Origin of the sequence: Marinobacter sp. NSM (genome assembly GCF_052380025.1) — a bacterium.
GTDB lineage: Bacteria > Pseudomonadota > Gammaproteobacteria > Pseudomonadales > Oleiphilaceae > Marinobacter.
This window is the reverse complement of sequence record NZ_JBQTCK010000001.1, coordinates 382408-395525: the sequence shown is the minus strand read 5'-3', so window position 1 is coordinate 395525 and position 13118 is coordinate 382408. Positions and strand designations below refer to the sequence as shown.

10 protein-coding genes are annotated in these 13118 nt (G+C 52.3%); 4 read left to right on the top strand and 6 right to left on the bottom strand.

All coding sequences use genetic code 11. The features are described 5' to 3' along the window. Positions 1-29 precede the first annotated feature (29 nt). The 4 genes from ACTZWX_RS01885 to ACTZWX_RS01870 all read left to right on the top strand — a co-directional run bounded on the left by ACTZWX_RS01885 (position 30) and on the right by ACTZWX_RS01870 (position 6754). A complete protein-coding gene (locus ACTZWX_RS01885; protein WP_444712504.1) occupies positions 30-2726 on the top strand; it encodes a tetratricopeptide repeat protein in 2697 nt (898 codons plus the stop codon). A 120-nt stretch (positions 2727-2846) separates the two neighbouring features. Beyond that, complete coding sequence (locus ACTZWX_RS01880) at positions 2847-4811, top strand: PA14 domain-containing protein (protein WP_444712503.1); 1965 nt, start codon at positions 2847-2849, stop codon at positions 4809-4811. Between the two features lie 145 nt (positions 4812-4956). Continuing rightward, entirely contained in the window at positions 4957-5625 is a 669-nt protein-coding gene (locus ACTZWX_RS01875; protein ID WP_444712502.1) for a PEP-CTERM sorting domain-containing protein, read from the top strand. A gap of 67 nt (positions 5626-5692) precedes the next feature. Further along, positions 5693-6754, top strand: coding sequence for a glycosyltransferase (locus ACTZWX_RS01870; RefSeq protein WP_444712501.1), 1062 nt, complete (start codon positions 5693-5695; stop codon positions 6752-6754). Here ACTZWX_RS01870 and xrt read toward each other — a convergent pair. From xrt to ACTZWX_RS01840, 6 genes are read right to left on the bottom strand one after another with little or no spacing between them, the layout of a single operon-like run. After that, positions 6751-8298: an exosortase gene (gene xrt / locus ACTZWX_RS01865; protein ID WP_444712500.1), complete on the bottom strand. Its 1548-nt coding sequence runs from the start codon at positions 8296-8298 to the stop codon at positions 6751-6753. The genes ACTZWX_RS01870 and xrt overlap by 4 nt on opposite strands. 20 nt (positions 8299-8318) lie before the next feature. Next, positions 8319-9440: a GNAT family N-acetyltransferase gene (locus tag ACTZWX_RS01860; RefSeq protein WP_444712840.1), complete on the bottom strand. Its 1122-nt coding sequence runs from the start codon at positions 9438-9440 to the stop codon at positions 8319-8321. 20 nt (positions 9441-9460) lie between these two features. After that, positions 9461-10354 (bottom strand): glycosyltransferase, encoded by an 894-nt coding sequence (locus ACTZWX_RS01855; protein WP_444712499.1) that lies wholly within the window; start codon positions 10352-10354, stop codon positions 9461-9463. An 11-nt stretch (positions 10355-10365) separates the two neighbouring features. Beyond that, positions 10366-11247 carry a glycosyltransferase family 2 protein gene (locus ACTZWX_RS01850; RefSeq protein WP_444712498.1) on the bottom strand — a complete coding sequence of 294 codons (882 nt, stop codon included), beginning with the start codon at positions 11245-11247 and terminating at the stop codon, positions 10366-10368. 39 nt (positions 11248-11286) lie between these two features. Continuing rightward, positions 11287-11874 carry a GNAT family N-acetyltransferase gene (locus tag ACTZWX_RS01845; RefSeq protein ID WP_444712497.1) on the bottom strand — a complete coding sequence of 196 codons (588 nt, stop codon included), beginning with the start codon at positions 11872-11874 and terminating at the stop codon, positions 11287-11289. Further along, a complete protein-coding gene (locus ACTZWX_RS01840) occupies positions 11852-13111 on the bottom strand; it encodes an ATP-binding protein (protein WP_444712496.1) in 1260 nt (419 codons plus the stop codon). The genes ACTZWX_RS01845 and ACTZWX_RS01840 overlap by 23 nt, the downstream gene beginning before the upstream one ends. Positions 13112-13118 lie beyond the last annotated feature (7 nt).

Genomic DNA, 13118 nt, shown 5'->3' with positions numbered 1-13118 from the left:
AAGACCCCGATAAAAGGAAGGAACAGGGCATGAAAATCAGTAACGTTGTAAGAGTGTCGCTGCTTTCAGCTGCCATTGCTTTCAGCCTCGCTGGCTGTAACAGTGAGCCGGATATGTCACAGGATGACATCCAGTACATCAGCCATCTTGACCAGGCGCGTTTTTTCCAGCGCCAAGGGGAGCTGCGAGCGAGTACCATTGAGGCTCGCAGTGCCATTCAGATGCAGCCCGAACGCATTGATCCCTACTTTGTCATCATCAACAACCTGCTCACCGCAGGTGATGCGGTAAACGCCGAGCGCCAGCTTGATCAGTTCCTGGAGAACCGCTCTGAAGACGCGCTTACTCAGTCCCAGATGAACCAGGCCGCGTTGATCCGTGCGGAATCCAGGATATTGCAGGGCAAAACCTCAGAGGCTATCCAGGCGCTGGATCAGATCACCTCGCCCTCTCGCGACCAGGAACTTAAAGCGGACAATCTGAGGGGCCAGGCCTGGTTGGCCGCTGGAGAGTTCGATCGGGCGGAGACGGCCTACAACGATGCCCTTCAACGCAACGATCAGAATGTCACCGCTGCCGTCGGGTTATCCAGAATCGCCGCCGCCCGTGGCGATATTGCTCAGGCTCGCGAACTGCTGAGCCAGGCCGATTCCATTGATTCTGACCATGAGGACGTGTGGCTTTGGAAAGCGCAACTCGCGCACTCACAGGAACAATGGCCCGAGGCAGAGCAAAACTACATTCGCGCCTTGGAAACCATCGGTCAGTACGATGTGATGACCTACCGTAAGTACCAGACCATCTCGGCCCTGGTGACCGTGCTTCGCCAGCAAGGCAAGTCGTCAGAAGCTTTTGTCTATGAGGAAATTCTGGCCAAATCCGGGCCTGGAACCCTTAAGAGCAACCTGGAAGCTGCTGCCGCCGCCTATAATGAGGGAGACCTGGATAATGCTGCGCGATTCCTGCAAGAAGTGCTGAACCAGGCGCCCGGGCACCAGCAAAGTGCCCTGATGTTGGGTGTTATCCGTTTCCGCCAGGGGCGCACTGAAGAAGCTTCTAACCTTCTGGAACCTCTCGCAGATATGAATGACACCGACGGTGTGCGCAAACTGCTGGCCGCCACCCGTATTTCCATGCGAGATCCCCAGGGCGCTAAATCGCTGCTTGATGATCTGAAGGACCGCGACAGCGACCCGCAAACTCTGGCTCTGGTCGGCATCGCCTCTCTCGCCAGCGGCGATGACCAGAGTGGGCGCCAGCTCATCGACAAGGCGCTGGAACTGCAGCCAGACAACAGCAACCTTCGGCTGCGCTACGCCACCTACCTTGCCCAGCGTGAAGACTATGACGCCGCCATCAGCCAGGCTCGCCAGATTCCAGCGGAGGCCGCGGAATCAACTCAGGCCACAATACTCTTAAGCCAGGCACACATGGCGTCGGGTAACCCCGATGCGGCACATAAAGCCCTGGACGACCTGCTACGCAGAGAGCCCGCCAACGTGAACGCACTGATTGCAAAAGGCAACCTGGCCGGCAACACGGGAAACATGGACAACGCCCGCACGTTTTTTGAGCAGGCACATAAAGCGGCACCCGATAACCCGACACCCTTGGTGGGGCTAGGCAACTTGGCCCGGCTGCGCGAGGACAACGAAACCGCCCGGGAACTCTACATACAGGCAGTACGGCTGTCGCCTGATAATCGTGGTGCGCTGCAGGCCATCGCTAACCTGCTGCCCCGGGACGAATTGACCGAACTGATGCGAGACATACGGGAGGATAACCCGGAGGCCGCAGGACCCCGCCTGATTCTTCTTGAGACTGCGCTCATTGAGAACAACACCTCAGAAGCGGATGAGCTCACGGCCCAGCTGATGGAACGGCAGCAAGAGGATGCGCCCTCCCCCGCCGAGCCATTGGTGGCCACCGTTTACGACGGTATAGCCACGCAAATGGCACAGCGTGGACAAACCGAACGGGCACTGCAAATCCTGAATCGTGGCCGCGCACTGTTCCCGGATAACGAAGACATGGCTCTGAAAGTGGCATCTATCGAATTCCGTAATGGTAACACCGCCGCCGCACGGGACGCCCTCAAGGATGCAAAACAACACAGCCCCGAATCCCCCGGGCCATATCAGCTTGAGGCCAGCTATTACGAAAGCCAGGGAGAACACCAACAGGCGGCCGAGCTTTACCAGCTCGCGCTGACCAAACGGAACACACCGGAACTGCAAGTGGCCCGGGCCAGAGCACTCAGCAATGCCGGCCAGTCCGCAGCCGCCCTGGCATCTCTTGAGAGCGCGATGCAGCAGTTCCCGAGCAACACCCGCATCATGCTCAGCCTCGCCATGGCACACCAACAGCAAGGCCAGCAAGACAGTGCCCAGGCAACTTATGAACAACTGGTATCACTCAGCCCAACCAATGCAGTAGCGCTTAACAATCTGGCGTGGTTGTATTACGAGGCTGGTGACAATCGCGCTTTGGATACCGCCCAGAAGGCCTACGAGTTGGTTCCAGACAGTGCAGCAGTGGCGGATACCTATGGTTGGATACTGTTTGAATCCGGTGAGCGCCAACAAAGCCTTGGAATTCTTGAAAAGGCCCATGAGCTGGACCCAGCCTCCCGGGAAATTGCGATGCATCTGGTTGAAGCATACCGCGCAGCCGGCAGGGATGACGACGCCCGGCGGATTCTGACCAAACTGGATAACGAGGCCTGACAGAGAGTAACGCTATAAGCGCAAAGGGCAGATAGCGAAACGTTCCTAAGACCGAGTGGCAGCCATAACATACTGCAACAATACTTTACACAATGTATCGTTGCGCAAGGAAGGTGAGTTATGGCTGCCAAGAAGATTCTCGGCCTGGGTGTGGTGGTGGTTTTTCTCGGTGGTTGCCAGAGTTGGCAGTTTCGGGACATTGAAAAGTTACCGCCTACTGCTGCTATTCCGGAAGTCAGCGAACCGGGAAAGGTGGATGTCTGGTATTTTGACGGCATATCGGGCAACTATGTTCAAAGCATGGTAGATGCCGAAAAATTTCCGGACTCACCTGATGAAATCACCGAACTGAATCAATTAATGCGCGCAGCGAGCCGGGCTAACAACTACGGCACCCTGATCCGCGGCTATGTGGAACCGCCCGCGACGGGTGGATACACCTTCTACATTGCAGGTGACGACGAAACCCAGCTCTGGCTCTCCCCCTCCCAGTCCCCTGAGGATATCGTTCGAATCGCCTCAACCATGGCGACCCCCCTGGATAACTTCACCCGCTACAGCTCGCAAACTTCGGGCATTCATTACCTTGAGGCCGGGCAAAAATACTACTTCGAGCTGAGACACAAAGAAGGTGGCTGGGATGACCACTTTACCGTGGCCTGGTCCGGGCCCGGACTGAATCAACAGGTGATCGACAGCCCTTACCTGCACAGTTTTGCGCAAACAACCCCAGGCGCCCAACCCAAACTGACCACCGAAGAAGCCTACGAACTCGGCTACCGTATTGGCTTTTTCGATGGCGAAAAAGGCTTATCATACAACGCGCAATATCCACCGCTGGATGAAGATGGCGACGGACTCTACGACAATTGGGAAATCTATTACGGCCTGGACCCGACAGATCCAACGGATGCGATGTCAGACACCGACGGAGATTTGCTCACAGCACTGGACGAATTCTGGGCGCGCACAGACCCCAGCCTTGCAGATACCGACGGTGATGGTATCCCCGACGGTTACGAATACGCTTATGGCCTCGATCCCACAGATCCAACCGATGCGTCACGGGACCTGGATGGAGATGGATACTCTGTGCTCAAGGAATACCTGGCGGGCACAAACCCACTGGATCCTGAGGATTTCCCTGCACCTGAAGCAACCTACCAGCCAGGATACGTTGGCCAGTATTTCACAGGCGTAAACTTTGACAGCTTTGTTTACACTCAGCGAGACACTGCCATTAATTTCAACTGGGGAAGTGGCAGCCCGTCTGCCAATATGCCCAATAATAATTTCAGTATTCGGTGGCAGGGCTGGTTTACTCCACCGCACACGGAAGGCATGCGCGAATACACGTTTGCCACAAGAACGGATGACGGTGTTCGCCTTTTCCTTGATGGCAACCTGGTCATCAATCAGTGGAAAAACCAATCCGCCACCACCTATACCAGTACAGCCAGCCTCCCGGCCGAGATTCCCGTAGCGGTAACTATGGAATATTTCGAATCAGGATGGGATGCCTCTGCGAGTCTGGTGATATCCGATACAGCGACCGGGCAAAACCTTAACCCGGAAAACGTGGTGCAAACCCTCTCTCTTGATAGCCCCACCAGCGACAGCTCACTCAACGACGGCATAGACGACCTGTACAAGCTCCGATTCGGCTTACCGCTGCTACAACCTGTCGCCGATCAAGTCTTTAATGACAGCGGTATTACCGTGTTGCAGGCTTACCAGTCAGGACTTCACCCGTACACACTTGAGACCGTATCTGAACCGGATGCGCCGGTAACCAGCGAACCATCTGATAATGGCGCCAGCGCGGGCAGTGTCACGCTATCCTGGACTCCGCCCCTTACACGCGTAGACGGCAGCAGTATCTCACTCAGCGAAATCTCCGGGTATTTGATCAACTACGGCCAAGCGCCAACAAACATGCCCCAGATCCTGGAGGTTCCAGCGGGCACAACTGAAGCAAGGATAGAAGGGCTCTCCTCGGGAGATTGGTACTTCACTATAAGGGTGATTGACACCAACGGACTGAGTAGCGAACCGTCAGATCCAGTTCAGTACAGTGTGCAGTAAAAGAGAGATCGTCGAATTAATTTACATCGTCCAGATTGAAGAAAGAATTAATTCCTTAAAATCAATGGGTTAAAATCTGGCACGCTATCTGCTTTGGTCAAAGGGTGTTGTAAAAATTCGACCACTCACTGGAGGAGTGACTCAAATGAACAAACTTATGCAAGGCATCGCACTGGCAGCCGTCATGGGTGTTTCAGGACTGGCACAGGCGGCTTATATTGATACGGTGGCGAACACTGCCCCCGCTGAAGCCCCTGTCGGCGTCCCAGGAAACAACGATTACGCGAATGGCACAGGCATTCCCGGTGGGCTTTTTACTGGCCCCCAGTATTACGACACCACTGATACTGTGTTGCTCTCACACTCACTGGCATCCGTATCGGAAGATCCATTCAAGCTGACTTTCACCTATTTGGGTAAGGAAGCGGGTTATACCGGCTCATTCCTCTACGAGGGTTCAGAAGTCTTTAATACCGCAACCAGCCCACTTGGAGACACTTTCAGTGTTATCTACAGTGGCGGACTTGGCAAGCTTGACTTTGGCTTCTCCTCAGACGCTTGGGGTGCATTTGCAGGTTCGGTGTCTAACCAAGGCGCAGGGAACTTGGCCGGTGGCTACAACTTCTCTATCTTTGAGGTGGGAGAAGATTGGTTCATCCTGAGTCTGGACGACAACAACCAAGTCGATGATAACCACGACGATATGCTGGTCATGGTGAAAGCCTCCAAAGTCCCTGAGCCCGGCACCCTGGCTCTGTTGGGCCTCGGCCTCGCCGGTATCGCAGTGCGTATGAAGGGTCGTAAAAAAGCCTGACATGCAACTCTGTGCTACGCTTTAAAGCCCTGCCCTCGCAGGGCTTTTCTCTTTCTGGTGGTCACCCATGGACATCCTCATCGTTTATGCCAGCAGTGGGCGTGGGTTAAGAAAAGATGCTCTTATCCTTGAGTCTGCACTTAATTCTCTTGGGCATAATTGCCAAGTAGACCCATTACCACCAACACCGGAATGGCAAAACCAACTATCACATTATCGGTACCAATTACTTAGTAAATATCTGCCTAAACCCTTTAGGCGCCTTTACTATGCTTTACGAAACGGTATCGCCAAATCGATATCAGGACAATCAAAATCAGACCTGGTAATCCACCTTGAAAACCCCCGAATATCTCAACTACGCCGAGGTAAACGCCATTGGCTGATTCCAAACCAAGAGTGGTTTATTGAATCCCGTATACCCTATCTCCAGAGCATTGACCGAATTCTTTGCAAGACTCAACACGCTGCCGAGATCTTTTCGCGCTGCCATTCGGACGTGTTGCATATTGGCTTTACCGGCGGATCCGCGATATCCGGACCTTGTACTTCCGACAAAAATTATCGCCTTGCGCTGCATGTAGCAGGTAACAGTCAGTTCAAAGGAACCACAGCAGTATTATCTTGCTGGTCGCGCCACCCCGAATGGCCAAAACTGGTAGTGGTTTCACAACATGTAGATAGCTCTGATTATCCCCACCAGAACATCGAGATCCGGAGTAATCTCACAGACAAGGAAATGAAAGCACTCTGGCAGGAAGCAGGATTTGCAATTCTACCGTCTGAGGTAGAGGGTTACGGACAGGTACTGGCGGAAGCTCTCGAAAACGGTTGTGTTACCATCACCACAAACGCACCACCAATGAACGAACTGATTGACAAAAGCCGAGGCTACCTGGTAGAGCCAAACAATACCCGAACCTTTCGGCTGGGAACCAGGTACATGATTTCAGAACAAAGCCTTGATACGACAATCAACACCGCCATAAACGAAACACAGGAAACTCTTGAGAGGACTTCAGCCAATGCCGAACAATGGTATTCCTCAAACCACAAAGCTTTTATTGAAAACCTCCGAGTAGCTGTCAGCGATTTGGTCGAACAACCTGCCGATAAATACTCTCGTTAGGGAACATAATGTTGATCTATAGATTCGACAACACGACTGAATGTGCCCAAGATCAATTCTTCCAGTCGCTCTAGCCCGTTACAGTCTTCGCAAGAAACCCCATAGATTATCAAGGACGCATCCTCTCGCGGATTGACGAATCCCCGAATCTGGGCCAACTTGGCCTTAAGGTCATCAGTTTCCCAAAGCCCTTCGACATAGTATGTATAGGCCAAGTGTAGCCGTTCACCGGAAACTCTGTCGCGTAACGTAACGCCTCGCAAGGATACTGCCCCAGGGGCGCCCACTGTAAAGACGTTTTCAGGATGCCACCTCTCACGGTCATATAAGCGATTAGAGTACTGAACCAACTCCGCTGAGTGCCTTTGAAAATCATAACTATAGATACTTACTAAAAGCCGTTCAGCCAAGCCTTGATCCGGCTCAACCCGCCCTCGTTCAAATAGCGTCTGCACATATACTCTATCGGGATTGCGAACCTGAGGTCTCCACCCCTCAAGATTACTGGAAAACAACGAACCAAACTGCTCACCATCAAGCCGGAGATTAATTTGGGCTGGCTCAGAGCGTATTTTATGTTCAGCGGAGGGCAGTGCGACCCAAAACATTAAAGGAAGCGCTACCATCAGGACAGCACCTACAGCCACTCGGGTGCGGCCAGACCGATCCGGAACAGGTTGATCCTCGCCCCGATCCCCCGTTTGTTCTCTGGCGGACGTCTCCAGCATCCGTCCTATCAGGAACAACGGCACCAGCGTCGCCGCAAATACCCACCAGCCGAAATTGTCGTGGTCATCAATCAAGCCGGTTTCCATGTTCGTTTCGTAACCCATATAGATGATCACGAATACCCGTATCCAGTTAGCAATCAAAGCGAACAGGACGCCACAACAAAACATAATGATCCTGGAGCGCAATCGCCGAAGGTTCAGTTCTCCATAGATAACGGACAATGACTGCCCTACCAGCAGATAACGCAACCCTGAACAGCCGTGAGCCACCTCAAAGGTGCCCACCCCAATCAGGTAGACGAATACACCCTCCACGCGGAACTCTATATCCATAAGCCCCAGCAGCACCCGGTTGATCTCTACCGTTATGACCTGAAGCGTCCAGGAAAGAAAATCCCAGACCGGCACGGTAAATATCAGAAGGCCAACAGGCACAATAAAATGTCGCACCTGGCGCCATCCCATGAAAACTGCAAGCACGCCAAGCAACAAAGGCACCACAACAATCTGTTGGACGGCCTGAATACGCAGGATATCGCCGAGCCCATAGCCAATAAGAGCCAGCAGGAACGGGATCAGCCAAAGAGGATAGAAGCCAGGCTTGACCCGATATCTCAGGCAGGTCCGGCCTGTCAGAAACAGGGACACCGCAAGCAGCAGGAGCCCATGGGAATAGGATTCATCAAACTTGAACCAGCGGCTAACAATACCCTGCACCGTGGGAAAGATCAGCCAGCCAAGCGCCAGAAGGCTCAGAGCAAATGGCATGGCTTTACGCAACACATGGATTGATTGAGTCCTTTCGTTAGGCATTACTGTCTTCCTTAGAACCTCTAAAGCCTGAACACACGATTAATCCGAGAAACCAGCCCGCCAGGCAGCCAGGACCGGAGCCGGTAGGCCGTGCGCAACACCGGAGACCGCACAAGGTCAACCGTTGGGAACCTCACCTGTCGACCATTAAACCTTACCTTATAGAAGGTATTTTTACCGGAACCTGCCAACAAATCATACTCATTAATTCCAGGATCCTGAAAAGCTTGCTCAATGGCATATCCCAGGTGCAAAGTGCCTAAAGATAGCTTGTGGTGAAAATGTTCATCATAACCTGATTGTAAATTGTAAACCCTGGATCCCGCCTGTATGTCATAAAGCACCGAGACCACCTGTCCGTTGACCACGAGCCTGGACATTAACGCTTGTTGTTTATCAGACAACCTTGAAAGCAGCTTTAAATGAAACTGACAGGCTTTATCATCAAAACAGGGTTTCTCCCATCGCTTTAGGTGAAATCGGTTAAGCTGGTCGAGGAACACTGCCTGAGAAGCACCATTATTTTCACAGTGTTGCCAATTCCCACCCAACCGCTTCTCGAACAAGCATCTTCGGTTAAACGCTTTACGGCGTGTATTGGGACCGAGACTAGCCAGCCACGGGTCAATGGGAAGGGCCGTATCAATACTAACCCCTATGGATTCACTCCGTACCACTGGAGTTGCTCTGCAAGCCGCTTCCAAAGCGTGCCCCAGTGCTCCCCCACCTTCCTCTTGGCTATCGGGAATCACCAACTCATCCCATGCAAAGGTCTTCAGGTAGGCTCCAACAGCCAAAGCAATGTCAGATTCAAGCTCAGAATCCGCCACCAGCCCCACGTACTCGGTACGCACCGTCGGGCTCACCCTCCAAGCATTACCCAGAAAATGCATCCGAGTGACTGTCATTCCGATGCTGAGCGGAATCCTGTGCCGATACATCGGCGCAATGCCGACGAGCTTGTCGCCTGCCTTGTAAACCCCCAACAACACCAGTTCAAGGCCAAGGCTTTCGCCCCAGGTTTCCCACCAACTGTACAGCCAGGGCCAGCTCATAAACAGTGGGTCGGCATTACTCTTTGCCAACAATTCCGCCCAGTCACAGTGCAAGGTTGCGAATGCATCTTCATCCAGCAGATCCACACGCAAGGCGGCGCCACCATTCACAGTTTCACCGCCCTTATAGTAACCTTCGCAGCACCCCGCCATGGTCCTTGCCAGAACGGATCCTGTTTTGCAGCTCTGAGGATATCTTTATAGGCATTTGCAAACTGCTTTTCTGCTGCAAGCAACCTGGCCCGCCTCAGGTAAAAGTGGCTCAGGCCACGCCTTCTTTGTTTTGCTGTCACACAGCCTGCGTAGGCATCTAGAAAGGAGAGCAGCAGCCTTTCGTTTGCATTCAATCGGCGCACTTTGTCAGAAGAAATCTGATCCTCCATTACACGGTAGTAGCCAAGTATTTCAGGCAAATAATAGAACCGATAACGGGTGGAGAATCGCAACCACAAACCATAGTCCTCTGCCAAGCGATCAGCCGCATCGAAGCCGCCCATCTCTGAAAAGCACTGACGACGCGACATGGTGGTATTCATGCTGACAAAGTTATCTTTGAGGAGTTCTGAAGTTATGTGGCCGGTATGTCGCTTCATCCTGTTAATGCCAAGCTCAGCGCCAGCCTCATCAATCTCAAGGAAATCCCCATAGATCACGTCAACGTCGGGATGTGCCCGGAATGCATCCAGTGATTTTTGCAGCTTATCCGGGAACCAGGCATTATCCGAGTCAAGAAAACAGATAAACTCACCGCGGGCCTCCTTAAGCCCCCTGTTTCTTGCCACGCTCTGCCCCTGGTTGGGCTGGTAGAAATATCTGACTCTCAAATCCCTGGTATAGCTTTCCATCAGATGCCGTGTGCTGTCGGTAGATCCGTCATCGATAACCAAAAGCTCAAAATCACGGAACGTCTGTGCCAACACGCTTTCAACTGCATAGGGCAAGAAGTCGGCGCGATTAAACGTTGGCGTAACAACGGAAACTACAGGTCTTTGATCAGCCATCATAAATCCATTTATTTGAGCACTATTGCCGCGGCGCCCCGCCAAACAACCTTCTCCAACGGGCGATAGCTAAGGGCCTTGAAAAGCTCTCCGAAGGCTTCCCTCTTACGGCCGGTGGATGCCAGATAACGTGCTTTTCGAACGTAAAACACGGCAAACCCCACATCGAACTCCTTATCGGTAAGGGCATCAGGAAACTTTCTCCTGAAGTCTCGAATGATTGCCTCATTGGATTCAAAACGTGCCGTTTTGTCGGATGAAATCTGATCCTCCATCACCCTGTAGTAGGCCCAGTACTCTGGCACATACAGAAATCGATAGCGGGCAGAAAACCTCAACCAAAGATCGTAATCATCGGCTACACGGCGCTGTCCACTCATTCCCCCCATTTCATCGAAACACCGCCGCCGAGCCATAGCAGTATTCATACTCACGCAGTTATCCCGCAGCATCCATCGGGAAATATTTCCGGAATAACGCTTCATATTCTTACGAGAAAGCTCGATGCTATTTTCATCAACTGTGACAATATCCCCATAGATTACATCCACAGAAGGATTGGTTTCGAACAGGTTGAGCTGTTGCTCCAATTTGTCCGGCACCCAATAGTTATCCGAGTCAAGAAAACAGATAAATTCACCTCGGGCTTCTGTGATCGCTTTATTCCTCGCGATGCTCTGTCCTTGGTTTTCCTGCCGATAGACCCGAATCCTCTCATCTTTGTTTTGATATTCCGACAGGATTTCCGAAGAGTTATCCGTGGAGCCGTCATCCACAATGATCAGCTCAAAATTTCCGTAAGTCTGGGCAAGAACGCCATCAATAGCCTGGGGCAGGAAGGCTGCGCGGTTATAAGTAGGTGTAATAATTGTTACAAACGGATTCTCGTCCATGGCTCCTTCCCTCGTCATTCTTGAATGTCCTCAGACATTTCAGTAGTTAAATCTCAAACGCAGCCCCATTACTTCGAAGCACACAAAGACCCTGTCCAGCATAAATCCAGCCTTTCCTATTCCTCGGATAGAGCCAGTGTTGTTCCATCTGCACGCCACATAAACCGGATGTTCCCTGGCAACCTTTGCTAACGACGTCAAAACAACCTGGTAGATTCCCTTGCCACGATGCTCAGCCATCGTGTAACAGTCATAGATATAGAAAATCTCCTGAGACAAGCCCAGGCAAGAATCCACGTAAGTGAACCCCAATTCACGCTGCCACCGGCCCCAACCAAACCCCGCCATACACTCCTCTTCCAGCACGCATATCAGGAAGTTTCCCTGGTGAAGACGATCCCGCCAATCCGGGCAATGTTCATCCAGCAGCGCATGATCGTTGGCTTCAGACTCACAGCGCACCAGCAGGCTCCTAAGAGCGTATGGTGCCGCCCTAACCTGCCTGGTCTCCCGGTAAACCAACTGGATCTTGAGGACACGCGATAACGCCTCTCTTCCGATATGGGAAAGCCCGCCCAGAATCCCATAACGCAGAATTGGTCGCTCAAGCTTTCCTGGCAAAGCCATGCTTCAACATCCGCCTTCGAACATAACTGACAGCCTTCTCAAGAAATGTCCTGACATTGAACAAAAAAAGACCAAACGTGAGCCCAAGATCCTTACGGTTAAAATGGTCAATAATGACCTGATCAGGACTGGACAGCGCTCGCCAGTAACTTGAAAGCAAACTGGAAATATCGAGATTTCCACGAACGGCATTCACAACGCCATCAGTCAGGTCACCGGGATACCGCAAGGACTCAAAATAAACGACGCCGGAATCCTTACCCTGGCTGGCATAATCTACCCCAATCAGATCGGCTACGTAGTACCACCCCTGCTCATGGCCGGTGGCACTGAGCAGATAGGAGTACCCAGGCAGGCGAGGATTCACCTCCGTCAGATAGAACTCTTTGTCTCGACTGCAATATATGTATTCCACATGAGCGAACCCCTTCCAGCGATGTGCTTTCAACAACTGTTCGGTGCGTTCAAGGAGCCTAGGCTCTGACCGGAATACGCCACTGTACATGCGGCTAGTCGGTGTCCCCTTTTCATTGAGCGATGTCCTGACCCGTTGAATGGTCACATGATCGACAATCCGACCCTGACTGTCACAAACCACGTCACAACTCCAGTTGTCTGTCATTCCTGAGTCAATCCACTCCTGAATCACAACACCGGATTCATTCAGTCTTACTGATTCCTTTTGGACAATACCGGAAATATAGTCAATTGCCTGCTCCAACTCCCCCGGCCCTTCAACCTTGCGGTAATTGCCTCCAGCAAGAGCTGTAGGTTTAACAATAACCGGCCAGCGCAATCTTTCGATAATCGTGGGATCGTCTTCCAGCTCAGACAAAGACCAGGTCTTCGCGACCGGAATTCCGGCATGTGCACATGCCCGATTGCAGCTGAGCTTGTCGAACAACGTTTCGAGATCACCCGTCTCGGGAACACTCAGCATAAAACCGGCATCAGTCAGCTCCCGGAAATAGCGGGCAAGAAATTTCACACTCAAGTCCCCAGAAGGCAGGATAACGCCGGCTTCAGGAAGGCTTTTAAGAAACTGGAGATATTCTTCAAAACCTTCACTTAACGTTGGGGAGGAATACCAGGAAGCCAGGTACCTGGAAAATCGCATAGGGAAGAAAGAGACTGAGGTAAGTCCAATTACCCGGCAGCCATTACGCGCAAGCGAATACAATACGCCCTCGGCGCAACGCTGTTCGCAATCCATCAGATAAACTGGCGGGCTATTCAAAGCAACT